21 protein-coding genes and 2 tRNA genes are annotated in these 23,224 nt (G+C 65.0%); 16 read left to right on the top strand and 7 right to left on the bottom strand.

What is annotated here, in order from left to right; translation table 11 throughout:
- Positions 1-39: 39 nt before the first annotated feature.
- The 5 genes from CLN94_RS04730 to CLN94_RS04710 all read right to left on the bottom strand — a co-directional run bounded on the left by CLN94_RS04730 (position 40) and on the right by CLN94_RS04710 (position 7,039).
- Positions 40-672 (bottom strand): cell wall hydrolase, encoded by a 633-nt coding sequence (locus tag CLN94_RS04730; protein WP_096431694.1) that lies wholly within the window; start codon positions 670-672, stop codon positions 40-42.
- Between the two features lie 219 nt (positions 673-891).
- Entirely contained in the window at positions 892-3,435 is a 2,544-nt protein-coding gene (locus CLN94_RS04725) for a putative PEP-binding protein (protein WP_096431692.1), read from the bottom strand.
- 148 nt (positions 3,436-3,583) lie between these two features.
- A complete protein-coding gene (gene glyS / locus CLN94_RS04720) occupies positions 3,584-5,644 on the bottom strand; it encodes a glycine--tRNA ligase subunit beta (RefSeq protein WP_096431690.1) in 2,061 nt (686 codons plus the stop codon).
- A gap of 1 nt (position 5,645) precedes the next feature.
- A complete protein-coding gene (locus CLN94_RS04715; protein ID WP_096431688.1) occupies positions 5,646-6,122 on the bottom strand; it encodes a DUF6446 family protein in 477 nt (158 codons plus the stop codon).
- Positions 6,119-7,039 carry a glycine--tRNA ligase subunit alpha gene (locus CLN94_RS04710; RefSeq protein WP_096431686.1) on the bottom strand — a complete coding sequence of 307 codons (921 nt, stop codon included), beginning with the start codon at positions 7,037-7,039 and terminating at the stop codon, positions 6,119-6,121. Before CLN94_RS04710 ends, CLN94_RS04715 begins: the two co-directional genes overlap by 4 nt.
- A gap of 162 nt (positions 7,040-7,201) precedes the next feature.
- On the opposite strand from CLN94_RS04710, the gene CLN94_RS04705 reads away from it, so the two are divergent.
- The gene (locus tag CLN94_RS04705; protein ID WP_179300231.1) at positions 7,202-8,983 is read left to right on the top strand and encodes a trypsin-like peptidase domain-containing protein; all 1,782 of its coding nucleotides are present in this window, start codon (positions 7,202-7,204) and stop codon (positions 8,981-8,983) included.
- A gap of 156 nt (positions 8,984-9,139) precedes the next feature.
- Here the strand turns inward: CLN94_RS04705 and CLN94_RS04700 are convergent, their stop codons facing one another.
- Positions 9,140-10,588 (bottom strand): TrkH family potassium uptake protein, encoded by a 1,449-nt coding sequence (locus CLN94_RS04700; protein ID WP_096431682.1) that lies wholly within the window; start codon positions 10,586-10,588, stop codon positions 9,140-9,142.
- Between the two features lie 201 nt (positions 10,589-10,789).
- On the opposite strand from CLN94_RS04700, the gene CLN94_RS04695 reads away from it, so the two are divergent.
- The 5 genes from CLN94_RS04695 (at position 10,790) to hisH (ending at position 16,006) form a co-directional block, all read left to right on the top strand.
- Complete coding sequence (locus tag CLN94_RS04695) at positions 10,790-14,224, top strand: pyruvate carboxylase (RefSeq protein ID WP_096431680.1); 3,435 nt, start codon at positions 10,790-10,792, stop codon at positions 14,222-14,224.
- Between the two features lie 227 nt (positions 14,225-14,451).
- Positions 14,452-14,526: transfer RNA gene (locus CLN94_RS04690), tRNA-Gly, on the top strand.
- 33 nt (positions 14,527-14,559) lie between these two features.
- Positions 14,560-14,634 (top strand) — tRNA-Gly (locus CLN94_RS04685).
- Between the two features lie 121 nt (positions 14,635-14,755).
- Positions 14,756-15,343 (top strand): imidazoleglycerol-phosphate dehydratase HisB, encoded by a 588-nt coding sequence (hisB, locus tag CLN94_RS04680; protein ID WP_096431678.1) that lies wholly within the window; start codon positions 14,756-14,758, stop codon positions 15,341-15,343.
- Positions 15,344-15,364: 21 nt separating this feature from the next.
- The gene (gene hisH, locus CLN94_RS04675) at positions 15,365-16,006 is read left to right on the top strand and encodes an imidazole glycerol phosphate synthase subunit HisH (protein ID WP_096431676.1); all 642 of its coding nucleotides are present in this window, start codon (positions 15,365-15,367) and stop codon (positions 16,004-16,006) included.
- 53 nt (positions 16,007-16,059) lie between these two features.
- Here hisH and CLN94_RS04670 read toward each other — a convergent pair whose 3' ends face one another.
- Complete coding sequence (locus CLN94_RS04670) at positions 16,060-16,455, bottom strand: DUF2147 domain-containing protein (protein WP_096431674.1); 396 nt, start codon at positions 16,453-16,455, stop codon at positions 16,060-16,062.
- Between the two features lie 145 nt (positions 16,456-16,600).
- Between CLN94_RS04670 and hisA the strand changes: the two genes are divergently transcribed.
- From hisA to CLN94_RS04620, 10 genes are all read left to right on the top strand, one after another.
- On the top strand, positions 16,601-17,320 hold the full coding sequence (gene hisA / locus CLN94_RS04665; protein WP_096431672.1) for a 1-(5-phosphoribosyl)-5-[(5-phosphoribosylamino)methylideneamino]imidazole-4-carboxamide isomerase: 720 nt from the start codon (positions 16,601-16,603) through the stop codon (positions 17,318-17,320).
- A 130-nt stretch (positions 17,321-17,450) separates the two neighbouring features.
- Positions 17,451-18,209 (top strand): imidazole glycerol phosphate synthase subunit HisF, encoded by a 759-nt coding sequence (gene hisF / locus CLN94_RS04660; RefSeq protein WP_096431670.1) that lies wholly within the window; start codon positions 17,451-17,453, stop codon positions 18,207-18,209.
- A complete protein-coding gene (locus CLN94_RS04655) occupies positions 18,209-18,523 on the top strand; it encodes a phosphoribosyl-ATP diphosphatase (protein ID WP_096431668.1) in 315 nt (104 codons plus the stop codon). The genes hisF and CLN94_RS04655 overlap by 1 nt, the downstream gene beginning before the upstream one ends.
- Before the next feature lie 114 nt (positions 18,524-18,637).
- Entirely contained in the window at positions 18,638-18,940 is a 303-nt protein-coding gene (locus tag CLN94_RS04650; protein WP_096431666.1) for a DUF1330 domain-containing protein, read from the top strand.
- Positions 18,937-19,245 carry a DUF1330 domain-containing protein gene (locus CLN94_RS04645; RefSeq protein ID WP_096431664.1) on the top strand — a complete coding sequence of 103 codons (309 nt, stop codon included), beginning with the start codon at positions 18,937-18,939 and terminating at the stop codon, positions 19,243-19,245. Before CLN94_RS04650 ends, CLN94_RS04645 begins: the two co-directional genes overlap by 4 nt.
- A 105-nt stretch (positions 19,246-19,350) precedes the next feature.
- The gene (locus CLN94_RS04640; RefSeq protein ID WP_096431662.1) at positions 19,351-19,794 is read left to right on the top strand and encodes a tellurite resistance TerB family protein; all 444 of its coding nucleotides are present in this window, start codon (positions 19,351-19,353) and stop codon (positions 19,792-19,794) included.
- 137 nt (positions 19,795-19,931) lie between these two features.
- The gene (locus tag CLN94_RS04635; protein ID WP_245845098.1) at positions 19,932-20,708 is read left to right on the top strand and encodes an ABC transporter ATP-binding protein; all 777 of its coding nucleotides are present in this window, start codon (positions 19,932-19,934) and stop codon (positions 20,706-20,708) included.
- Between the two features lie 36 nt (positions 20,709-20,744).
- Positions 20,745-21,461: a transporter substrate-binding domain-containing protein gene (locus tag CLN94_RS04630; protein WP_096431658.1), complete on the top strand. Its 717-nt coding sequence runs from the start codon at positions 20,745-20,747 to the stop codon at positions 21,459-21,461.
- A gap of 50 nt (positions 21,462-21,511) precedes the next feature.
- Positions 21,512-22,396, top strand: coding sequence for an ABC transporter permease (locus CLN94_RS04625; protein ID WP_096431656.1), 885 nt, complete (start codon positions 21,512-21,514; stop codon positions 22,394-22,396).
- Positions 22,393-23,223, top strand: a complete 831-nt coding sequence (locus CLN94_RS04620) for an ABC transporter permease (protein WP_096431654.1) — start codon at positions 22,393-22,395, stop codon at positions 23,221-23,223. The genes CLN94_RS04625 and CLN94_RS04620 overlap by 4 nt, the downstream gene beginning before the upstream one ends.
- Position 23,224: the final 1 nt, after the last annotated feature.

Here is a 23,224-nt window from a genome sequence, read left to right as displayed (position 1 = left end):
GCCCACCCCGAAACGTCATTTCGCCGACGCCCCGCGACCTCAGTTGGCCGCGACGCGCTTGCCTTTGCGATAGAAGATATGCGCCCCGATCTTGGTGGTGCGGGTGAATTTCCGCGACCACGACGGCTGAACCGCCGGGGTGTGGAAATAGGTCGCGCCATCGGTCAGGTCGCGCGACGCGCCCGACAGCATGTCGCGCGCCATATCCTTGATACGGGCATAGGCCTGAGCATTGCGGATGTTGTCCGAACGCCCGTCGCAGGTCCAGCTGAACTGGCACCCACGGCTGCTGCCTTGATAGACGACACCGCAAACGGTGTTCGGAAACGCCGGGTCGTCGACCCGGTTCAGCACGACCTCGGCAACGGCCTGCTGCCCCGCGACGCTCTCGCCGCGCGCTTCGTGGTAAACAACATCGCTCAGACAGGCGAGTTGCTCAGGATTGATCGTCTTGTTGCCACCACGCGCTTGCGGAGCCCGGGTAAGGGCCTGCACACGCGCAGACGAAACCGCATTCAGCGCGGCCTTTTCCTGAAACATCAGCGCAAGAAGCCCTTGCTCCTCGACTGCGTTCGGATCGTTAGACTGGCTTACCGTGACCTCGGCATGCAAGCCTCCGGCGAGGACGAGAGAGAGCAATGCGCCCCCCGCCCAGCTCTTCAGCATAGACATTGACTACTTCCGATAAGTTGCCGCCCCGGTTAACCGGAACGGGCGCCGAATAACCTCAAAACCAATTCAAGTCTATAAAATGCGCAATTAACGGGCAAAGAAATTGCTGCACTGCGGCAAAAACCCGCCTATCGGCCCGACAGAAAAACCAGACCGACCCAAGGCCATTCAGCCTTAGGCTTATGAAATTTATGCAAAAATTTTGTTACGGACGCGCGATCAGAACGGCCCGCCCTTGCGTGGCGCCAAAAGTGCAAAATGCGCGGCCGCAAGGCGCGCTACAGGGACCCGGAACGGCGAACACGAAACGTAATCCATTCCTGCCGCGCGACAAAATGCAATTGATTCGGGGTTGCCGCCATGCTCGCCGCAGACCGAAATCGTCACATTCGGACGCGCCGCACGCCCTCGGCTGGCCCCGATCAGGAGCAACTCGCCCACCCCTTCCACGTCGAGAATATGGAACGGGTCTTCGGAATAGACGCCCTGATTGACATAGGTCGACATGAAACGGCCCGCGTCATCGCGCGACAAACCGTAGGTCATTTGCGTGAGGTCGTTCGTCCCGAAAGAGAGGAAGGCCGCATGTTCGGCGATCTCGCCGGCCCGTAGCGCGGCGCGCGGCGTCTCCACCATCACGCCGAGGCGGTAGGTGAAATCGGCCTTCCGCTCGTTCTTGACCGCGCTCGCCACCGCGTCGATCCGGGTCTTGACGATCTCGACCTCGCGCTGCGCCGAAACCAGCGGGATCATGATCTCGGGCACGACCTGCGCGCCGTTCTCGCTGGCCTCGATCGTGGCCTCGAAGATTGCGCGGGCCTGCATGTCGTAGATTTCCGGCACGGTCACGCCAAGGCGCACGCCCCGCATCCCCAGCATCGGGTTGAACTCCGAGAGCGCCTCGACCCGGCGCGTCACCTCGGACAGAGGGCGATCCAGCGCCTCGGCTAGTTCGCGCATGCCCTCGCGGCCATGCGGCAGGAATTCGTGCAGTGGCGGGTCGAACAGACGAATGCAGACCGGCTGCCCCGCCATGATGTCGAACAGCGCCTTGAAGTCTTCGCGCTGCATCGGCAACAGCCGCTCCAGCGCCACGCGCCGGTCGTTGGGCGTATCGGCAAAGATCATCTCGCGCATCACGGTCAGACGATCTTCGTCAAAGAACATGTGCTCGGTCCGGCACAGGCCGATGCCGTCGGCCTCGAACATCCGCGCGGTGCGCGCATCGTCGGGCGTGTCGGCATTGGCGCGAATGCCAATGTCGCGCACGGTATCCGCCCAATGCAGCAGCGTCTGGAATCCCTCGTCCAGCGCGGGCTCCAACATCGCCGCCTCGCCCACGAGCACCTCGCCCGACGAGCCATCCAGCGTCACCAGGTCACCCTCGCGGAACACCCGGCCCTTGGGGCCGGTCAGGCTGCGATCGCGCGAATTCACCTGAATCTCGGAACAGCCGACGATGCAGGGCAGGCCCAGGCCACGCGCGATCACCGCCGCGTGGCTGGTGATGCCGCCGCGTTCCGTCAGAACCGCGACCGAGGCATGCATGCCGCGAATATCCTCGGGGGAGGTTTCGCGGCGCACAAGAATACAGCGTTCATCGCGGGCGGCTGCGGCCTGCGCCGCCGCTGCCGAAAATACCAGCTTGCCCGTCGCCGCCCCCGGCGAGGCCGCAATGCCCCGCGCCAGCACGTCGCGCGGCGCACGCGGATCGACCTGATAGTGCAGCAACTCGGAGAGCGCGCGCGGTTCGACCCGCAGCAGCGCATCTTCGCGCGGGATGATCTCTTGCTCGGCCAGTCGCACCGCAACCCGGACCGCCGCCCGCGACGAGCGCACCACCCGCACCGCGTCGATCACCGCCACGTCGCTATTCTCGATCGCGAATTCCAGCTGCATCTCTTCGCGCAGCCCGATCCGGCAGCGATCCCCGAACTCCTGCAGCTTGGCGAAGGTCTCGGGGCTGGCCTCTTCGAGCGAAGCGCCGCGCGGGTCGCGCGTAAGATACAGCGTCTCGACCGCGCGCTTGCGTCCCTGGCTCTGGCCGCGGAACCGGCCCGTGATCTGCTGCGCGCCGGTCACGCTATCGACGAACTGGATCGTCCCCGAACCCGACAGGCCCGGCCCGATCCCAAGCGCCATCTGTTGAACGACAAGCCCCAGCACCGCATCCGCCGGCGCGCCTTTGGCCTCGCGCAGAAGCCGCGCGGTCGTGCCCTCCCAGGCGCGGGCCATCGAGCGCAAGACCTGCGCGAGCTGATGAACCGGGTCTTGCGGGAAACCTTCGTCAAGCTCCTGTCGATAGGTCGCCATCGCCCGTTCCAAAGCGCCCGGCCCGGGCTCTTCGGCGAACATGTCCGGGTCGAGCCGGTCGACATGGGTCGCGTAATTCTGCACGAAGCGCAGATACAACGCCTCCGCCGCCTCGGCACCATGGCTCTCGGTCAACCGTGCCAGCATCGAATCATTCATCCCGACATTGAGCACCGTGCCCGGCCCGCCCCATTCAGGGTTCTCGGGGCTCGAACGCACGGAAACTAGAAAATCGCTCGGGAAGGCCTCCGAAAGATGATCGCGATCAATGGCATGGCCGGCGGCAATCGCGCGCACGGTATCGCAGGGCAAAGCCACGGTGCGCGGCACCGGCAGCTCCAGCCGGATCAGCCGCTGCAGGCATTTCGCGCGCCAGCCATGGCGCGTGGTTTTCACCTCGGCGCCCGGCGTAAGCTCGATAAATTCCATGGTATCAACATGTTTCTGCATTGCAGCATGCCCTCGCTTTGCAAGCAGGATAGGCGCTTTTGGCCTCGGGGCAACATGTCATTTCGATGAAGGCGCGGATTCTGTCACCACCAAAGAAAACCCCGCCCGAGGAAGCCTCCGGCGGGGATATTCGTGGCGATGGGAAGGCTTAGCCTTCGAGTTTGGTCAGGTCCGCGACGCTCAGGCAGATCTGGCGGATCCGCGACAAGAGATTAAGCCGGTTGCGGCGCAGAATCTCGTTGTCGGCATTGATCTGCACAGCAGTAAAAAAAGCGTCAATCGGCGCGCGGAGCTTGGCCATTTCGGCCATGACGGCGGCGAAATCCTCGGACTGCTGCGCGGGGGCAATCGCCGCCTCGGCCGCATCGAGCGCAGCGAACAGCGCGCGTTCCTCGTCGCCCTCGGCAAACTTCGGATCGGCGCCGAAACTGTATTCGACCCCGTCCTTTTCCTCGGCTTGGGTGAGGATATTGTTCGCGCGTTTGAAGCCCTGAATCAGGTTCTCGCCATCCTCGGTCTTGAGGAAGTCCGAGAGCGCCTCGGCACGCTTCACCACCAGCGTCAGATCGTCATTCCCCGCCATCGCCAGCACCGCGTCGATCACGTCATGGCGAATGCCCTGATCACGCAGGAACACCTTGAGACGGTCGTGGAAGAAGGCGAGGAGGTCGGCGGTGTCCGTGGCGGAATTGGCTTTCTCGAACCATTTCGCCAAGTTTGCGCGCAGATTATTGGCCAAAACCAACCGAATAACCCCAAGCGCCGCGCGGCGCAGCGCGTAGGGGTCTTTCGAGCCGGTGGGTTTTTCGTCGATCGCCCAGAAGCCGGTCAGCGTGTCGATCTTGTCGGCCAGCGCGACGGCGACCGAGACGGGCTCGGAGGGCACGTCGTCCGAGGGGCCGAGCGGCGCGTAATGATCGCGGCAGGCATCGGCCACGGCCTCGGGCAGATTTGCACTTTTCGCATAATACCGGCCCATGATCCCCTGTAGTTCGGGGAATTCATAGACCATTTCCGACCGAAGATCGGATTTCGCCACCCGCGCGGATTCCGCCGCCAGATCGGGCGAAGCCCCCACGACCGGGGCGATTTCACGCGCCAGCGCCTCGATGCGCTCAACGCGGGCACCCTGCGAACCCAGCTTGTTGTGGAAGGTCACATTGGCAAGCCCCGCGCCCATGCCTTCCAGCCCCTCGGTCTTGACCGTGCGCAGGTCGTTTTCCCAGAAGAACTTCGCATCCGACAGCCGCGCCGAGAGCACCTTGAGGTTGCCCTTCAGGATCGTCTCGCCATGGTCGGCGGTCTCGCGGTTGGCGACGGTGACAAAGCCCTCGATCCGGCCGGTTTTCGGGTTCTTCACCGAAAAGAATTTCTGGTGCTCTTTCATCGAGGTTTGCAGCACCTCGGGCGGCAGGCCAAGGAAGTCCTCGGCAATCGCACCCATCAGTGCGACGGGGCATTCGACAAGCCCGGCCACTTCGGCCAGAAGGCCTTTGTCTTCAACCACTTCGAGGCCGCGCGCAAAGGCCATCTGCTGCGCGTCATGCCAGATCGCGGCAGCGCGCTCGTCCTGGTCGAGCACCACTTTCGCGGCCTTCAGTTTGGCGGTGTAATCGTCGAAGCCGGTGACGCGGATCACGCCCGGCGCCATGAAACGATGCCCGCGCGTGGTGTCGCCCGAGGTGATGCCGTCAACGTCCAGCGGCACCACTTCGGCGCCCGCCTCGTCGGTCAGGATGCAGAGGATCGAGTGCAAGGGGCGCACCCAGCGCAGGCTACCCGAGCCCCAGCGCATCGACTTCGGCCAGGGGAAGTTGCGGATGGTCTTTTCCAGCACGTCGGCGACGATCTCGGCGGCGGGGCGGCCGGCGCGCTCGGTCACGGCGAAATAGACCTGCCCCTTCTTGTCGTCGCGGATTTCCAGCTGCTCAAGGCTGAGGCCGGTCGAGCGCAAAAACCCCTCGATCGCCTTTTCCGGTGCGTCGGTTTTCGGGCCCTTGCGCTCTTCGCGCAGCGTCGGGCTTTCCTTGGTCAGGCCCTGCAGCGCCAGCACGAGGCGGCGCGGGGTCGAGAAGGCGGCGGCATGGCCATAGGTCAGCCCGGCCTCGACCAGCCCGTCGGTCACCAGCTTGCGCAGGTCGTCACGCGCGCGCGGCTGCATGCGGGCGGGCATTTCCTCGGAGAAAAGCTCAATCAACAGATCCGGCATCTTACTTCTCCGCCTCTTCGTTCAGCTGATGCCAGGCAAAGGCCCGGCCATCGGGGTAAATCGCCACGACCCGGTCGACACCGGGCTTGATGTCATGTTCGGACAGGAAGGCCAGCGCCGCGCCGGCTTCCAGATCGGCACCGATGCGCGCAGCATCGAAGCAGCCAAACCAGCCCGGCCCGTTCAGCGGCGTCGCGCCTTCGTAAATCTCGAAGGTTTCGCTCAGCATCGCGAGGCTGAGCGGGGTGCGGAAGCAGCCACGAAACCGCAGCGGCGAGCTGTCGGCGTCGATGCCCTCGAAACCTTCTGCCAGGATCGGCTCGGGCTGGCCCGAGGCGAGCGCGGTCAGCCGGATCTCGGCGGCGGGCGCATTGACCTCCAGCGGCTCGTAATAGCCGTAAAGCTGCGAATACCAGACCGCAGCGCCCGCGATCAGCGCGCTCAGCACGATCCCACCCCCGACCAGCTTGCCATTCACGCGCCGCCTCCGGCTTCGGTGGTGACAAAGGCATCGGCGCATTTCTTGGCGAGCGCGCGCACGCGGCCGATATAGGCCTGCCGCTCGGTGACCGAGATGACGCCCCGCGCATCGAGCAGGTTGAACAGATGCGAGGCCTTGATGCACTGGTCATAAGCCGGATGCGCCATCACGATGCGCCGCCCTGCCGCGTCGGTGTCATCGGCCGCCAGAATGCGTTCGCATTCGGCCTCGGCATCCTCGAAATGGCTCAGCAACATCGCCGTGTCGGCCTGATCGAAGTTCCAGCGCGAATATTCGCGCTCGGTCTGGCGGAACACATCGCCATATTTCAGCGCGATCGGCGAGGACGGGTCGTTGAAGGGCATGTCCATCACGTGGTCGATGCCCAGAACATACATCGCCAGCCGTTCGAGCCCATAGGTCAGCTCGCCCGAGACCGGCTCGCAATCATGGCCGCCGACCTGCTGGAAATAGGTGAATTGCGACACCTCCATGCCGTCGCACCAGACCTCCCAGCCCAGCCCCCAGGCGCCGAGCGTCGGGCTTTCCCAGTCATCCTCGACAAAGCGGATGTCATGCAGGTCAAGGTCGATGCCGATCGCGGCGAGCGAGCCCAGATACAGCTCCTGCAGATCGGGCGGCGAGGGTTTGATCAGCACCTGGTATTGATAATAGTGCTGCAAGCGGTTCGGGTTCTCGCCATAGCGCCCGTCGGTCGGGCGGCGCGAGGGCTGCACATAGGCCGCGGCCCAGGGGCGCGAGCCAAGCGCGCGCAGCGTCGTGGCCGGGTGGAAGGTGCCCGCGCCCACTTCCATGTCGTAGGGCTGCAGCACCGCGCAGCCTTTCGAGGCCCAATAGGCCTGAAGCCGCAGGATGATTTCCTGGAACGAACGGGGGGCGGCGGGTTTCGACATCTCTCACCTCTGGCTGAAAGCGCCTTCTCTCTAGGCAAGGGGCGCGCAAGGGTCAACGGCCCCGCGTGGCCCGCAGGCGTCAAACCGGGGATTTCGGGCGATTTCCGGATGACGCGCCCGTCGAAATCGGTAAGGTCGGCCCGAGCGAAAACAAGAAACGTCATGGGTGACAGGATGAAGTATCGGGTGCGGGCGGTTTCAGCCATTGTTGGTGCAACCTTGACCGGGATGGTCTGGACAGGAGTGGCCTGGGCGGAACCGTCCTGGGTCCAGCTCGAGGCCAAATCCTCTCTCGCCGAGGCGCGCGACCGCGCCGCCGACTGGGCAGGCAGCCTGCCCGACGTGGCCGGGTTCCAGCTTGGCACCGGCTGGTATGCGATCGCACTCGGCCCGTTCGACACCGCCGAGGCGGCCGAGACAGCACGCCAGCTTCTGCGCGGCGAACGGATCATCCCCTCGGACGCCTTCGTCACTCAGGGCGAGCGTTTCCGCGGCCAGTTCTGGCCCATCGGCGCCAACCTGGCCCCGCCGGTCGAGGCCCCGGCCACCGCCGCGCCCGAACCTGCACCGGCCCCCGCACCGGAAACCGCAGCCGCCCCCGAGCCTGCACCTCAACCCGTTGAAACGCTGGCCGAGTCGCGCCGCCTCGAGGCCGCGCTCGCGCGCGACGAGCGCCGCGATATTCAGGCCGCGCTGGAATGGGCAGGTTTCTACGAAGGCACGCTCGACGGGCTCTTTGGCCGCGGCACCCGCGCCTCGATCACCGCCTGGCAAGAGGCGCAAGGGTTCGAGCCCACCGGCTTCCTCGCCTCGGCGCAGCAGCGTCAGCTGTTCGAGACCGTTGCCGCCGAAAAGGCAGCTTATGGCTTTGAGACCATCGACGAACCCGAGGCAGGCATCCGCGTGACCCTGCCGATGGCTCTGGTGGAGTTCGACCATTACGATCCGCCCTTCGTGCATTACCGCGCGAAAGACGGCTCGGGCCTGCGCATCCTGCTGATTTCGCAGCAGGGCGATCAGGCCGACCTGTTCGGCCTTTATGACGCGATGCAGACGCTGGAAATCGTGCCGGTCGCAGGCGAACGCTCGCGCGATCGCACGTCTTTCACCCTGACCGGGCAAAACGCCAAGCTGCATTCGCATAGCGAGGCGCAGCTGAAATCGGGGCTGATCAAGGGCTTCACCCTCGCCTATCCCGCCGATCAGGAGGCGCGCATGGCCCGCGTTCTGGCGGCGATGCAGCAAAGCTTCGAGCCCACCGGCACCAAAGCGCTGGATGACACGCTCGGCAAGCCGCTCGCGGTGTCGGGCGCCGCGCTGATGGCCGGGCTGAACGTGCGCCAGCCGGTTGCCGCGCGCTCGGGCTTCTGGCTCACCGAAGCAGGCGCCGTGCTGACCGCCGCCGAAGGGTTTGACGTCTGCAAACGCGTCACCATCGAGGACCACGCCGCCGAAATCGCCTTCAGCGACCCCGCGCTCGGCATCGCCGTGCTCACCTCGACCGAAGACCTCGCCCCCGCCGCGATCGCCCATTTCCAAAGCGCGCCCCCCGCCCCCGGCGCGGCCATCGCCGTCGCGGGCTTTTCCTACCCCGAGACGCTCTCGGCCCCGGTACTGAGCTTCGGCACGCTCTCGGCGCTGAGCGGCCTTGCGGGTGAAACCGACCGCGCCCGGCTCGCCGTCACCACCCTGCCCGGCGACGCGGGTGGCCCGGTGCTCGATGGCTCTGGCTCGGTGATCGGGCTCCTGCTGCCCGCGCCCTCCGACGCCACGCGCCTGCTGCCACCGGACCTGTCCATTGCCGTGCCTGCGACCCTCCTCACCCCGGCGCTGACTCAGGCGGGTTTCAGCCCCGCGCCTTCGGAAAATCAGGGCGCGCTGGCGGCGGAAGACATCGCCGAGATTGCCCAGGAACTCGTCGTTCAGGTCGCCTGCTGGAACTGAGGCAAGGGGGGCTCTGCCCCCCGTCCTTCGGACGCCCCCCCGGAGTATTTCCGGCTCGATGAAAGCCAGAGGCAAACCTGCCCCTTTCACTGAGCTCCAAATACTCCGGGGGTGAATTTCCCGCAGGAAAAGAGGGGGCAGCGCCCCCTGCCCGCCTCAGTCGCGCCAGAACCGCGGCAGAAGCAGCACGAAGACCGACAAGAGCTCGAGCCGCCCGACATACATCCCCAGCGACATCAGCCATTTCGCGGGCTCGGGGAAACGCGCAACCGATCCGTTTGCGGTGATCTCGGGGCCCCAGGCCGGCCCGACATTGGCGATCGCGGTCCAGGCAGCGGTGATCGCTGTCTTGGTTTCAAGCCCCGTCAGCGACAGCGCCACGATCAGCAGGCCGAAGGTCAGGATAAAAAAGCTGAAAAAGGCCACGACCGAGTTCACCACATCGCCTTCCACCGGACGCCCATCATAGCGCAGGCTGAGCATCCGATGCGGCGCGTGCAGGCGCTTGATCTGGGTCTTGATCGCCTCGATCAGGATCAGGTAGCGGAACACCTTGACCGAGCAGCCCGTCGAGGCGGTACATCCCCCGATCAGCCCAACGAGGATCAGGATTACGAAGGCCATATGGCCCCATTGCGTGATGTCCTCTGAGGCGTAGCCCGTGCCGGTAAAGGTCGAGACCACGTTGAAGGTCACCTCGCGCAGGGTCGGCCAGAAATCGGCCTCGTGGCGGAACATCCGATAGGCCACGATTGCGCCGATCGCATAGCCGTGCCAGCGCAGGAAGGCGCGCACCTGCGGATCGCGCCAGAGCGGGCGCACCGAGCCTCCCATCACCTGCAGAAACCGGATAAACGGCATCGCGGCGAGCAACATGAAGAACGAGGACGCATATTCCAGTGGCCCCGAGAAATGGGCAAAGCTCGCGTCGTAATTCGAGAACCCGCCTGTGCTCATCGTGGTGAGCGCATGCATGATCGCGTCGAAGGTGCCCATGCCCAAGGCCACATAGACCACCGCGCAGAGCGCGGTCAGCGCGAAATAGACGCGGATCAGGCCCGAGGAAATCTCGCGGGCGCGGGGCAACACCTTGCCCAGCGTGTCGAACCCTTCCGAGCGGAAGAACTGCATCCCGCCCACCTTCATCACCGGCAGAAAGATCATCGCCACAATGATGATCCCGAGCCCGCCCAGCCATTGCAGAATGCCGCGCCAGAGGTTCACGCCCGGCGGCAGCGGGTCGATCTCTTCGATGGCGGTGGTGCCGGTCGTGGTCAGGCCCGACATCGCCTCGAAATAGGCGTCGACAAAGGCAAGCCCGGGCGAGCCGATCATAAAGGGCAAGGCTCCGAAAGCCGGCAACACTGCCCAGACCGCAGCGGTCAGCACGAAGCTCTGGCGCAGGGAAATCGCGCCGCGCCGGCTGTCTTGCGAGGCCAGCGCCAGAAGCGCACCCGCCGTGCCGGTTATCAGCGACGCCTCAAGGAAGGCCGAGGCATGCGGGTGCCCATAGGCGAAATCCACCGCGGCCGGCACCAGCATCGCCAGCCCCAGAACAGCGGTCAGGATCCCGATAATGAAGCCGACTGGGCGCAACTCGATCATTCGCGAGGATTGCCCTTGCTGCGCCCGCGCTGTCAATAGCGCGCCCTGCAGACTGCACAAAGCCTCGCCCGGAGTGCCCCAAAAGTCGACTTTGCAAATTCTTCATAATTGGCCAGAATATTTGCGGAGTTTCGCAATTTACACTTGCTCTGCACCGCGGCATCGCTACCGTGCCCCCCGAACTTTCGAAGGAGGCCCGCGATGTTCAAAAAGATTTTGGTCGCCAACCGGGGCGAAATCGCGATCCGCGTGCTGCGCGCGGCAAACGAGATGGGCAAGAAGACGGTCGCCGTCTTCGCGGAAGAGGACAAGCTGAGCCTGCACCGCTTCAAGGCCGACGAGGCCTATCGCATCGGCGAGGGGCTGAGCCCCGTGGGCGCCTATCTGTCGATCCCCGAGATCATCCGGGTCGCACAGGAATCGGGCGCGGATGCGATCCATCCGGGCTACGGGCTCCTGTCTGAGAACCCCGATTTCGTCGAAGCCTGCGCCAAGGCGGGCATCACCTTCATCGGCCCCAAGGCCGAGACCATGCGCGCGCTTGGCGACAAGGCCTCGGCGCGGCGCGTGGCGATTGCCGCGGGCGTGCCGGTGATCCCGGCGACCGAGGTGCTGGGCAATGATTTCGACGCGATCAAGCTTGAGGCCGCCGAAATCGGCTATCCGCTGATGCTTAAGGCCAGCTGGGGCGGCGGCGGGCGCGGCATGCGTCCGATCATGGGCCCCGAGGAACTGGTGGAAAAGGTCCGCGAGGGCCGGCGCGAGGCCGAGGCGGCCTTTGGCAACGGCGAGGGGTATCTGGAAAAGATGATCCTGCGCGCGCGCCACGTCGAGGTGCAGCTTCTGGGCGACACGCATGGCGGGCTTTATCACCTGTTCGAGCGCGATTGCACCGTGCAGCGCCGCAACCAGAAGGTCGTCGAGCGCGCGCCAGCCCCCTATCTGACGCCCGAGCAGCGCGCCGAGGTCTGTGAACTCGCGCTCAAGATCGGTCGTGCGGTCGGATATCAGAACGCGGGCACTGTCGAATTCCTGATGGATATGGACACCGGTGCCTTCTACTTTATCGAGGTCAACCCGCGCGTGCAGGTCGAGCATACCGTGACCGAAGAGGTCACCGGCATCGACATCGTGCAGTCGCAGATCCGCATCGCCGAGGGCGCGACCCTGGCCGAGGCCACCGGCACCGCACGGCAGGAAGACATCACGCTTTCGGGCCACGCGCTGCAATGCCGCGTCACCACCGAGGACCCGCAGAACAATTTCATCCCCGACTACGGCCGGATCACCGCCTATCGCTCGGCCACGGGCATGGGCATTCGCCTTGATGGCGGCACGGCCTATGCGGGCGGCGTGATCACGCGCTACTATGATTCGCTCCTGGTCAAGGTCACCGCCTGGGCGCCCACCCCCGAGGCCGCGATCCACCGCATGGACCGCGCACTGCGCGAATTCCGCATTCGCGGCGTTTCCACGAATATCGACTTCGTCATCAACCTGCTCAAGCATCCGACTTTCCTGGACATGAGCTATTCGACGAAGTTCATCGACACCACGCCCGACCTCTTCGCCTTCAAGAAGCGGCGCGACCGCGGCACCAAGATCCTGACCTATATCGCCGACATCACGGTGAACGGGCATCCCGAGACCGCGGGCCGCGCCAAGCCCCCGGCGGAGGCGCGCGTGCCCAAGGCGCCCGTGCCGAAAGGCACCGTGAAACCCGGCACCCGCGACCTGCTTGACGCCAAGGGCCCGAAGGCCGTGGCCGACTGGATGAAGGCGCAGCAGAAGCTCTTGCTGACCGACACCACGATGCGCGACGGGCATCAGTCGCTCCTGGCGACGCGGATGCGCTCGATCGACATGGTGCGCGCGGCCCCGGCCTATGCCACCAACCTGGGCGATCTGTTCTCGGTCGAATGCTGGGGCGGGGCGACCTTCGATGTGGCCTATCGCTTCTTGCAGGAATGCCCCTGGCAGCGCCTGCGCGACATCCGCGCGGCCATGCCGAACGTGCTGACGCAGATGCTGCTGCGCGCCTCGAACGGGGTGGGTTACACCAACTACCCCGATAACGTCGTGCAGTTCTTCGTGAAACAGGCCGCCGAAACCGGCGTCGACGTGTTCCGCGTGTTCGATTCGCTGAACTGGGTCGAGAACATGCGCGTCGCGATGGATGCCGTGGCCGAGGCCGGCAAGATCTGCGAGGGCACGATCTGCTACACCGGCGATATCCTCGACCCGGACCGTGCCAAATACGACCTGAAATACTATGTCGGCATGGCGAAGGAACTCGAAGCCGCGGGCGCGCATGTGCTGGGCCTCAAGGACATGGCCGGGCTGTTGAAGCCCACCGCCGCAGGCCAGCTGATCCGCGCGCTGAAGGATGCCGTGGACCTGCCGATTCATTTCCACACCCATGATACCTCGGGCATCGCGGGCGCGACGATCCTGGCCGCCGCCGAAGCGGGCGTCGATGCGGTCGATGCGGCGATGGATGCCTTCTCGGGCGGCACCTCGCAGCCCTGCCTCGGCTCGATCGTCGAGGCGCTGGCGCATACGCCGCGCGACACCGGGCTCGACATCGCCGCGATCCGGCAGATGTCGAACTACTGGGAGGCCGTGCGCGGCCAGTATCTCGCCTTCGAATCCGGCCTCGCGGCGCCTGCCTCCGAGGTCTATCTGCACGAGATGCCCGGCGGGCAATTCACCAACCTCAAGGCGCAGGCGCGCTCGATGGGGCTCGAAGATCGCTGGCACGAGGTCGCACAGGCCTATGCCGACGCGAACCAGATCTTTGGCGATATCGTCAAAGTCACGCCCAGCTCGAAAGTCGTGGGCGACATGGCGCTGATGATGGTGGCGCAAGGCATCACCCGCGCGCAGGTCGAGGACCCGGGCTCCGAAGTGGCCTTCCCCGACAGCGTGATCGACATGATGCGCGGCAATCTCGGCCAGCCGCCCGGCGGCTTCCCCGAAGCGATCGTGAAAAAGGTGCTGAAGGACGAGGCCCCCAACACCGAACGCCCCGGCAAGCACCTGCCCCCCGTCGATCTGGAAGAGACCCGCGAAAAGCTTTCGGCAGAGCTCAATGGCTTCAAGATCGATGACGAAGATCTGGCGGGCTACCTGATGTATCCCAAGGTCTTCCTCGATTACATGGGCCGCCACCGCGTCTATGGCCCGGTGCGCACCCTGCCGACGCCGGTCTTCTTCTACGGCATGGAACCGGGCGCCGAAATCTCGGCCGAGATCGACCCGGGGAAAACGCTCGAGATCCGCTTTGTCGCGCAGGGCGAAACCGACGAAGCGGGCGAGGTCAAGGTCTTCTTCGAACTGAACGGCCAGCCCCGCGCCGTGCGTGTGCCGAACCGCGCCGTGAAATCGACGCAGAAGGCCCAGCCCAAGGCCGACCCCGCCAACCCCGGCCATATCGGCGCGCCGATGCCGGGCGCCGTGGCCAGTGTCGCGGTGCAGGTGGGACAGAAGGTCAAAACCGGCGACCTGCTGCTGACCATCGAGGCGATGAAGATGGAAACCGGCCTGCATGCCGACAGAGACACAGTTGTGAAAGCCGTGCACGTCCACGCCGGTCAGCAGATCGACGCGAAAGACCTGCTGGTCGAACTCGAATAAGAGAGGGGGCGCCGCCCCCTCTTTTCCTGCGGAAAATTCACCCCCGGAGTATTTTCGGCTCAGTGAAAGCCCATTTCATCGAGCCAGAAATACTCCGGGGGGAAAGGCCGCAAGGCCTTGGGGGGCAGCGCCCCCCGCCCCGCCCGACAGAATTTCGCCCAAGCGCGCATTTTCCTCTTGCAGCCTCCGGCGCGATTTCATAAATCCCCCTCCACCGAACCGGCAGCGCGGGCGTAGCTCAGGGGTAGAGCATTACCTTGCCAAGGTAAGGGTCGTGAGTTCGAATCTCATCGCCCGCTCCAGTTCGGACCCAGGCCGCAAGGCCAAAGCCCGGTGCGGGCGTAGCTCAGGGGTAGAGCATTACCTTGCCAAGGTAAGGGTCGTGAGTTCGAATCTCATCGCCCGCTCCAATCAAAAGCCCTCCCATCCGGGAGGGTTTTTGTTTTCCGGCCCCCGCAGGATGCGCGCTGGCGCTTAACAAGCCCGCGCGCGCGGCCTATAAGACGCCGAGCCACAACGAAGGAGCGCCCGATGCGCAAGGCCCAGATCGCCCGCAAGACCGCCGAAACCGATATCACCGTCGAGATCAATCTCGATGGCACCGGCGCCTATGACAACCGCACGGGCGTGGGCTTCTTCGACCACATGCTCGACCAGCTGGCGCGGCACTCGCTGATCGACATTTCGGTGCGCGCGACGGGTGACCTGCATATCGACGACCACCACACCGTCGAGGACGTGGGCATCGCGCTCGGCCAGGCGCTGACCAAGGCGCTGGGCGACAAGCGCGGCATCCGCCGCTACGGCCATTTCGTGCTGGCGATGGACGATGCGCAGATGGCCTGCGCGCTCGACCTGTCGGGGCGGCCCTTCCTGGTCTGGAACGTCGAGTTCCCGACCCAGAAGATCGGCACGTTCGACACCGAGCTGGTGCGCGAGTTCTTCCAGGCGCTCTCGACCCATGGCGGGATCACGCTGCACCTTGACCGGGTGCACGGGTTCAACTCGCATCACATCGCCGAAGCCGGGTTCAAGGCGGTGGCGCGCGCGCTGCGCATGGCGGTGGAAACCGACCCACGCATGGCCGACACGCTGCCGTCGACCAAGGGCATGCTCTGATCCGGGCGAAGGAATACAGGAATGTCTCTGACTGCACTCGTCGATTACGATTCGGGTAACCTGCACTCGGCACAGAAAGCCTTTGAGCGGATGGCCCACGAGGCTGGCCACGGTACGATCGTCGTCACCAGCGAGCCCGATGTGGTGGCCCGCGCCGATCGCATCGTGCTGCCGGGCGATGGCGCCTATCCGTCGTGCTATGCGGCGCTGCACCGGTTTTCGGGGCTGTTCGAGGCGATCGAAGAGGCCGTGACCACGCGCGCCGTTCCCTTCATGGGGATCTGCATCGGCATGCATATGATGGCCACGCGCGGGCTCGAGTTCGAGGAGACGCCGGGCTTCGGCTGGGTGCCGGGCGAAGTGGTGCGCATCACCCCGGCCGATGCCAGCCTGAAAGTGCCGCATATGGGCTGGAACGATCTGGTGATCGACCAGCCGCATGCGGTGCTGGACGGCATCCAGACCGGCGATCACGCCTATTTCGTGCACTCCTACCATTTCAAGGTCGCCAACCCCGCGCACCTTCTGGCCCATGCGGATTACGCCGGACCGGTGACGGCGGTCATCGGGCGCGACAATATGGTCGGCACGCAGTTCCACCCCGAGAAATCGCAGGCGACCGGGCTGCGGATCATCTCGAACTTCCTTGGCTGGAAGCCCTGACGAAAAAGGCCGCCCCGAAGGGCGGCCTTTGCAATTTCGGCGAAGCGTCGCGCTTACTTGAGCTTGGTCCAGGCCTGTTTCGAGCAGATCAGACCGCCCGCCACACAGCCCTTCATCGTCATCGCGGCCCCTGCCACGGCGATCTTGCCCATGTAGGTCTTGCCGTTCGAGGGGCGGAACACCTTGCCCTCGTAGTCGCCCGCGCCTTTCGGTGCCATGTCGATCACGATCTGCTTGCCGACATTGGGCGAAGCGAAAGCCGCGCCGTCCTTGAAGCTCTTGACGATCGTGCCGCAAAAAGCCGCGCCGCAAGGCTTGATCTGAACATGGGCATAGGCGCCATCATCGGGCTCGGTCTGCCACAGCCCCTCGATCGGATCGGCGGCCTTCGCCATCCCCGCCAACCCCGCAGCCATCGCCAGCGTCAGCACGAACTTACCAGTCTTCATGGGTTCTCCTCCTCCTGATCCCGGGCCGATAAGGGCATGGAACCCGATTCCGGTTAAGTCTGACCTCGCGTCACAGCCTCGGCGCTTGCCGCGCGGGAAAGCACGCGGCATAAGGCGCCAAACTGCCAGCATTCGGAGAGCCCCGATGATCCTCTACCCCGCGATCGACCTCAAGGACGGCCAATGCGTGCGCCTGCTGCACGGCGAAATGGACAAGGCCACGGTGTTCGGCGACGACCCGGCCGCGCAGGCAGCGATTTTCGAGGCCGCGGGCTGCGAATGGGTGCATCTGGTGGACCTGAACGGCGCCTTCGCAGGCGAGCCGGTGAACGCGGCCGCCGTCGAGGCGATCCTCGCGCGGATCAAGGTGCCTGCGCAGCTGGGCGGTGGCATCCGCAACATGCAGACCATCGCGACCTGGATCGAGAAGGGCCTGAGCCGCGTGATCCTTGGCACCGTGGCGGTGGAAAACCCCGATCTGGTGCGCGAGGCGGCACGCGAGTTTCCGGGCAAGGTCGCCGTCGGCATCGACGCGCGCGGCGGACGCGTGGCGACCAAGGGCTGGGCCGAAGAGACCGACGTCATGGTCACGGATCTCGCGAAAAGCTTCGAGGATGCGGGCGTCTCGGCGATCATCTACACCGACATCATGCGCGACGGCGCGATGACCGGCCCGAATATCGAGGCGACCGAGGCGCTGGCACGCGCGGTCTCGATCCCGGTGATCGCCTCGGGCGGCGTGTCGTCGCTGCCCGACCTGATCGCGCTGCGCGACACCGGCGTGATCGCGGGCGCGATTTCGGGCCGGGCGATCTATGACGGTGCGCTCGACCTGACTGCCGCGCTGGCGGCGCTGAAGGGCTGAGGGGCTCTGCCCCAGGCCTTCGGCCTCCCCCGGGATATTTGCGGCAAAATGAAGGGGGAGGGCGCGCGGGCGCCTTCCCCTTTGCCATTGCGCGCGCAGGCGATTATGTAGGCCTCAAAGGAGCCCGCCGATGCTGAAAACCCGGATCATTCCCTGCCTCGACGTGGCCGATGGCCGCGTGGTGAAAGGCGTGAATTTCGTCAACCTGATCGACGCGGGCGACCCGGTCGAGGCGGCCAAGGCCTATGATGCGGCGGGCGCGGACGAGTTGTGTTTCCTCGACATCCACGCGACCCATGAGAACCGCGGCACGATGTTCGATCTGGTGACCCGCACCGCCGAGCAGTGTTTCATGCCGCTGACAGTGGGCGGGGGCGTGCGCACGCATGAAGATGTGCGCGCGCTGTTGCTGGCGGGCGCCGACAAGGTCAGCTTCAACTCGGCTGCCGTGGCCAACCCCGATGTCATCGCCGAGGCCGCCGACCGCTTCGGCAGCCAGTGCATCGTCTGTGCCATCGACGCGAAGACGGTCGAGCCCGGACGGTGGGAGATTTTCACCCATGGCGGGCGCAAGCCCACGGGCATCGACGCAGTCGAGTTCGCCCGCACCGTGGTGACCAAGGGTGCAGGCGAGATCCTGCTGACCTCGATGGACCGCGACGGCACGCGCGCGGGCTTCAACCTCGAGCTGACCAGGGCGATCTCGGAGGCCGTCGAGGTGCCGGTGATCGCCTCGGGCGGGGTCGGCACGCTCGACCACCTCGTCGAGGGCGTGACCAAGGGCGGGGCGAGCGCGGTGCTGGCCGCGTCAATCTTCCACTTCGGCGAGTTCACGATCCGCGAGGCCAAGGAGCACATGGCCGCGGCAGGCATTCCGGTGAGGCTGTGATGGATATTCTTGCGCAACTCGAAGCCACGATCGCCGCCCGCAAGGGGGCTGATCCCGAGAGCTCATGGACAGCGAAACTGCTGGCCAAGGGCCCCGAGAAGTGCGCCGAGAAATTCGGCGAGGAAGCGATCGAGGCGATCATCGCGGCGGTGAAGAACGACCGCGAGAACCTGACCTACGAGGCGGCGGATGTGCTCTATCACCTGCTGGTGATGCTGGCCGCGCGCGATGTGGCGCTGGACGATGTTCTGGCTGAGCTCGCGCGGCGTCAGGGCATCTCGGGGATCGCCGAGAAGGCCAGCCGCGGCGCCTGAGGGGCGCGGCCCCTCTGCCTGCGGCATTCACCCCGGGATATTTGCGGCAAAATGAAGGGTGGCTTGCCAAAGCAGGCCCCGCATTCCAACCTTGCGCGAAACAGGGAGGATGGAATGAGCGAAACCCCGAAGGGCTATTGGATCGGGCATGTCAGCGTCGAAGATCCGCTGGGCTATGAAGCCTATCGCGCCGCCAATGCCGTGGCCTTCGCGAAATATGGCGCGCGGTTCCTGGTGCGGGGCGGCGCGCAAGAGGTCGTCGAAGGCGAGATGCGCCCGCGCACGGTGGTGATCGAGTTTCCTTCGCTCGCGGCCGCGCGCGCCTGCTACCTCAGCCCGGAATATCAGGCTGCGATGGCGCTGCGCACGCCAGTCTCGATGGCCGATCTGTGTATCGTCGAAGGCTATCTGGGATGAGCGCGCCCGGCTTCTGGATCGCCCATGTGACGATCACCGACGCCGAAGGTTATGCCGCCTATCGCGCGGCGGCGGCACCTGCGATCGCGGAAGGCGGTGGCAAGCTCATGGTGTTGGGCGGAGCGCAAAAGGTCGTGGCGGGCCAGGCACGCCCGAGCACGGTCGTCGTAGCCTTTCCCTCGCTTGCCGCCGCCCGCGCCTGCTATTTCGGCGCAGCCTATCAGGCGACCATTCCCGCGCGCGATGCCGCAGCCGAGGTGGACCTGACCATCGTCGAGGGCCTCCCTCCCCTTTCATCGAGCTGAAAATACTCCGGGGGAAAGGCCGCAGGCCTTAGGGGCAGCGCCCCCTTTCGCGCCCGTCGCGGCTGTGTGACTTGCTCTGGCGCCGCACAGCCCTATTATCCCGCTATGCTGAAATCGCTTTTGTCCCTCCTCGCCGATCCCGCCCCCCGGCCTCTCACCGCCCCCGACGCGGAACTTGCCCTCGCGGCCCTGCTGGTGCGGCTGGCCCGTGCCGACGAACATTACGACGAGGCCGAAAAAATCCGCATCGAGCAGGTTCTGACGCGCCGGGGCGGGCTTACGCATGCGCAGGCCACCGAGCTGCGGCGCGAAGCCGAGGTGGTCGAGGCCGAGGCGCCCGACACCGTGCGCTTTACCCGCGCGCTCAAGGACAAGATCGCCCATGAAGACCGGATCGGCGTGATCGAGGCGCTCTGGGAAGTGGCGCTTGCCGATGACGCGCGCGATGCCGAGGAAGATGCACTGATCCGCCTCGCTGCCAATCTTCTGGGCGTGAATGATCGCGATTCGGCACTGGCCCGGCAAAGGGTTCTGGCAGGGCGCGGATAAGCTGCTCAAATCGACAGCTTTTGCCTGACTTTTTAGCCATGCCCCAAGGTCAAGCGTCATCTGGGCGTTGCATTCCGCATGAAGTTCGCGCCAGATTGACCGGCCGGACAAATTCCGGTGCCACTTCCGGAGCCCACGTGAGTCAAGCCGCCCCAGTCATCGAGATCCGCGACCTGCACAAGAGTTACGGCGATCTGGAGGTGCTCAAGGGCGTCTCGGTCCGCGCCGAGCGCGGGCAGGTCATTTCGCTCATCGGTTCGTCTGGCTCGGGGAAATCCACGCTGCTGCGCTGCTGCAACCTGCTGGAAGACAGCCAGCAGGGCGAGATCCTGTTCGAGGGCGAAGCCGTGACCTGGAAGGGCACCGGGCACGCCCGCCGCCCCTCGGATCGCGATCAGATCACCCGGCTGCGCACCAATCTTTCGATGGTGTTCCAGCAGTTCAATCTCTGGTCGCATCTGACGATCCTGCAAAACGTGATGGAGGCGCCGGTGACGGTGCTGGGCCATCCGCGCGCCGAGGTCGAGACCCGCGCACGCGCCTATCTCGAGAAGGTCGGCATCGGCGACAAATGCGACGCCTGGCCCGCGCAACTTTCGGGCGGGCAGCAACAGCGCGCGGCGATCGCGCGCGCGCTCTGCATGGAGCCCAAGGCGCTTTTGTTCGATGAGCCCACCTCGGCGCTCGACCCCGAATTGCAGCAAGAGGTGGTCAAGGTCATCAAGGATCTCGCCGCCGAGCACCGCACGATGATCATCGTCACCCATGACATGCGCCTTGCCGCCGATGTCTCGGACCATGTCGTGTTCCTGCATCAGGGCAAGATCGAAGAAGAAGGCCCGCCAGAGGCCCTTTTCGGCGCTCCGAAATCCGAGCGCCTGCAACAATTCCTGTCGGCCACCGTGCCGGCGTGAAGCCAAGAAACCCAAAACAAACAGGGGAAGACCAAGATGAAAACGCTGATCCTGAGCACCGCCGCGCTGGCCCTTTCGGCTGGCTTCGCCATGGCCGACACCGTGCGCATGGGCACCGAGGGCGCCTACCCTCCCTACAACTTCATCGACGACAAGGGTGAGGTCGCGGGCTTTGAACGCGAAGTCGGCGACGAGCTGTGCAAGCGCGCCGAGCTGACCTGCGAATGGGTCACCAACGAGTGGGACTCGATCATCCCGAACCTGCTCTCGGGCAACTACGACACGATCATCGCCGGCATGTCGATCACCGACGAACGCCTGCAGACGATCGACTTCTCACAGAACTATTTCCCCCCGGCGGCTTCGGCCTATATCGCGCTCGAAGCGGGCGCGGACCTGACCGGCCCGGTGGCCGCGCAGGTCAACACGATCCAGGCCGATTACGTGGCCGACTCGGGGGCGACGCTGGTTGAGTTCGACAACCTCGACGACACCGTCGCGGCAGTGAAGAACGGCGAGGTGAACGCGGTCTTTGCCGACAAGGATGCGCTCGTGCCCTTCGTGACCCCGGAAACCGGGCTGGTCTGGGCAGGCGAAGACGTGCCGCTCGGCGGCGGCATCGGCATCGGTCTGCGCAAGTCGGATACCGAGCTGAAAGCGAAGCTCGACGCCGCGATCCAGACCATGAAGGACGATGGCTCGCTGAACGCGCTGATCGTGAAGCATTTCGGCGAAGAAGCGAAAACCTTCTGAGCCGACGACCAAGAAAGGGGCGGGCGTGATGCGCCCGCCACCCGATCCGAATGTTCGCAAGCTGCGCCGATCCCTCGCAACTCGAAGGCTTCGCCTGGATGCTGTGCTACCTGACCTCGGGCAAGCACATGCTGTTCTATGGCTCGTTCTTCGTGGTGCTCCTGCTGATTGCCGTGACGGCGCCTCTGGCGCTGGCGCTTGGCTTTGGCGGGGCGATGGCGGCGCGCTCGCATCTGTTCCCCCTGCGCGTCATCGGCAAGACCTATACCGCGATGGTGCGCGGCGTGCCCGACATCGTGTTTTTCCTCTTTGTGCCGATCGCCTTGGACCAAGGGCTGGAATACTTGCGTCACAAGTTGAAATGCCCCGACTGGGATCAGCCGATCCGTCAGGGCAATGACTTCATCGTCTGCTCCGCAGCCAAGCTGCCGCTGTCGTCGAGCCCCCAGATCTGGCACGAAATCTACGGCTTCAGCCTCGCCACGGCGGCCTTTGCTGTGGTCTTCGGCGCCTTTGCCGCCAATGTGCTTTACGGCGCGATGCAGGCGGTGCCGCGCGCGCAGTTGGAAACCGCCGAGGCCTACGGCATGACGCGGCGCCAGGTGAACCGCCGCATCCTGATCCCACAGATGTGGGTCTATGCCCTGCCCGGCCTGTCGAACCTCTGGATGATCCTGATCAAGGCTACACCCCTGCTGTTCCTGCTCGGCGTCGAGGATATCGTCTATTGGGCGCGCGAACTGGGCTCGACCAAATCGGCGGTCTATTCCTATCCGCACCCGGATTGGCGGCTTTACTATTTCCTCGTGCTGCTGGTGTTCTACCTCGGCATGACCCGGATCTCGGAATCCGTGCTCGGGCGGATCTCGGCCCGGCTCTCGCGCGGGCAGGCCACGATGGCCGGCGAAGCGCAAAGAAAGGCGGCCGGCGCATGAGCTCCTGCACCGAGATCATCGCCGATTATGGGCTGCGCGCGATCGGAATCGGCGCGCGATCGCTGCCGCGCACCGATATTACGCTCTGCCATCAGGTGACCCTGATCGGCTCGGGGATGATCTGGAACATCTATTTCGGCGCGCTGGCGCTGTTTGCCGGGTTCTTCCTGGCGACCGCGACCGCTATGGCCAAGGCCTCGGCCAACCCCTGGCTGCGCAAGCCGGCGGAATGGTTCATCTTCGTCTTCCGCGGCTCGCCGCTCTTCATCCAGTTCTTCCTCGCCTACGAGGCGCTGGTGATGCTGCCGCGCGCGGGTATCGAGATTTTCGGCCTCACCATCGAGACCGCCTGGACCACGCGCGCCTGGGCCGGGGCGCTGTTCGTGCTGTTCCTGAACACCTCCGCCTATTCCGCCGAGATCTTCCATGGCGCGCTGAAATCGGTGCCCAAGGGCGATCTTGAGGCCGCCGACGCCTATGGCCTGACCGGCTGGACCAAGTTTCGCCGGATCGTCTGGCCGACCATGCTGCGCCTCGCCTGGCCGGGGTATACGAACGAGGCAATCTTTCTGTTCCATGCCACGACGTTGGTATTTTTCTCGGGCTTTCCGGCCTTCCGGCAAGAGGGGGATGCGCTCTATTACGCCTCCTATTTCGCCGACAAGACCTTCAACCCCTTCATTCCCTACCCGATCACGGCCGCATATTTCGTTCTGCTCACCCTCGTGGTGATCGGCCTCTTCGGGCTTATCAACCGCCGCCTGAACCGCCACCTGCCCGGGGAAACCCGGCCCAGACTGAAGGTCAGGCCGCAAATCGTCAGGTGAC

This window comes from Pseudothioclava arenosa, from assembly GCF_002358085.1.
GTDB classification, from domain to species: domain Bacteria; phylum Pseudomonadota; class Alphaproteobacteria; order Rhodobacterales; family Rhodobacteraceae; genus Pseudothioclava; species Pseudothioclava arenosa.
The sequence above is the reverse complement of the archived record's forward strand: the minus strand, read 5'-3'. Positions and strand labels throughout refer to the sequence as shown.

What these genes read in the sequence shown, in the direction of transcription:
- CLN94_RS04730 (WP_096431694.1), bottom strand. Translation starts at nt 672, where the DNA reads ATGTCTATGCTGAAGAGCTGGGCGGGGGGCGCATTGCTCTCTCTCGTC.
- CLN94_RS04725 (WP_096431692.1), bottom strand. Translation starts at nt 3,435, where the DNA reads ATGCAGAAACATGTTGATACCATGGAATTTATCGAGCTTACGCCGGGC.
- glyS (WP_096431690.1), bottom strand. Translation starts at nt 5,644, where the DNA reads ATGCCGGATCTGTTGATTGAGCTTTTCTCCGAGGAAATGCCCGCCCGC.
- CLN94_RS04710 (WP_096431686.1), bottom strand. Translation starts at nt 7,039, where the DNA reads ATGTCGAAACCCGCCGCCCCCCGTTCGTTCCAGGAAATCATCCTGCGG.
- CLN94_RS04705 (WP_179300231.1), top strand. Translation starts at nt 7,202, where the DNA reads ATGGGTGACAGGATGAAGTATCGGGTGCGGGCGGTTTCAGCCATTGTT.
- CLN94_RS04700 (WP_096431682.1), bottom strand. Translation starts at nt 10,588, where the DNA reads ATGATCGAGTTGCGCCCAGTCGGCTTCATTATCGGGATCCTGACCGCT.
- CLN94_RS04695 (WP_096431680.1), top strand. Translation starts at nt 10,790, where the DNA reads ATGTTCAAAAAGATTTTGGTCGCCAACCGGGGCGAAATCGCGATCCGC.
- hisB (WP_096431678.1), top strand. Translation starts at nt 14,756, where the DNA reads ATGCGCAAGGCCCAGATCGCCCGCAAGACCGCCGAAACCGATATCACC.
- hisH (WP_096431676.1), top strand. Translation starts at nt 15,365, where the DNA reads ATGTCTCTGACTGCACTCGTCGATTACGATTCGGGTAACCTGCACTCG.
- CLN94_RS04670 (WP_096431674.1), bottom strand. Translation starts at nt 16,455, where the DNA reads ATGAAGACTGGTAAGTTCGTGCTGACGCTGGCGATGGCTGCGGGGTTG.
- hisA (WP_096431672.1), top strand. Translation starts at nt 16,601, where the DNA reads ATGATCCTCTACCCCGCGATCGACCTCAAGGACGGCCAATGCGTGCGC.
- hisF (WP_096431670.1), top strand. Translation starts at nt 17,451, where the DNA reads ATGCTGAAAACCCGGATCATTCCCTGCCTCGACGTGGCCGATGGCCGC.
- CLN94_RS04655 (WP_096431668.1), top strand. Translation starts at nt 18,209, where the DNA reads ATGGATATTCTTGCGCAACTCGAAGCCACGATCGCCGCCCGCAAGGGG.
- CLN94_RS04650 (WP_096431666.1), top strand. Translation starts at nt 18,638, where the DNA reads ATGAGCGAAACCCCGAAGGGCTATTGGATCGGGCATGTCAGCGTCGAA.
- CLN94_RS04645 (WP_096431664.1), top strand. Translation starts at nt 18,937, where the DNA reads ATGAGCGCGCCCGGCTTCTGGATCGCCCATGTGACGATCACCGACGCC.
- CLN94_RS04640 (WP_096431662.1), top strand. Translation starts at nt 19,351, where the DNA reads ATGCTGAAATCGCTTTTGTCCCTCCTCGCCGATCCCGCCCCCCGGCCT.
- CLN94_RS04630 (WP_096431658.1), top strand. Translation starts at nt 20,745, where the DNA reads ATGAAAACGCTGATCCTGAGCACCGCCGCGCTGGCCCTTTCGGCTGGC.
- CLN94_RS04625 (WP_096431656.1), top strand. Translation starts at nt 21,512, where the DNA reads ATGTTCGCAAGCTGCGCCGATCCCTCGCAACTCGAAGGCTTCGCCTGG.
- CLN94_RS04620 (WP_096431654.1), top strand. Translation starts at nt 22,393, where the DNA reads ATGAGCTCCTGCACCGAGATCATCGCCGATTATGGGCTGCGCGCGATC.